Origin of the sequence: Bacillus cereus group sp. N24 (genome assembly GCF_016483345.1) — a bacterium.
Lineage (GTDB): Bacteria > Bacillota > Bacilli > Bacillales > Bacillaceae_G > Bacillus_A > Bacillus_A toyonensis.
Map to the genome: position 1 here is coordinate 1 of NZ_JAEHCA010000145.1, position 243 is coordinate 243.

Below are 243 nucleotides of genomic sequence, written 5' to 3' on the forward strand. Positions count from 1 at the left end.
CTCCATTGTTCCATTCAACTTCACATCCAATGTGGGTACAAGTTGTATCGACAATATGAAGTTTACCTTCTGCATCCTTATAAGCTCCTTTTCTATGTCCATCAATATCAACGCCAGCTCCTTCATCGTTAGATAAATCACGAATACATTTTTGAGGAATCTCTAACTTTCCTTTAATTAAGTGTCCCACAACATTGGCATTTTCAACTATGAAATTCTTTAAACTAGGATTCATGTGGAAAC

General features: G+C 35.8%; 1 protein-coding gene. It reads right to left on the reverse strand.

The features are described from left to right. Positions 1-243: Rieske (2Fe-2S) protein (locus JDS95_RS30780; protein ID WP_472926266.1), on the reverse strand; the 243-nt coding region annotated here is incomplete at both ends.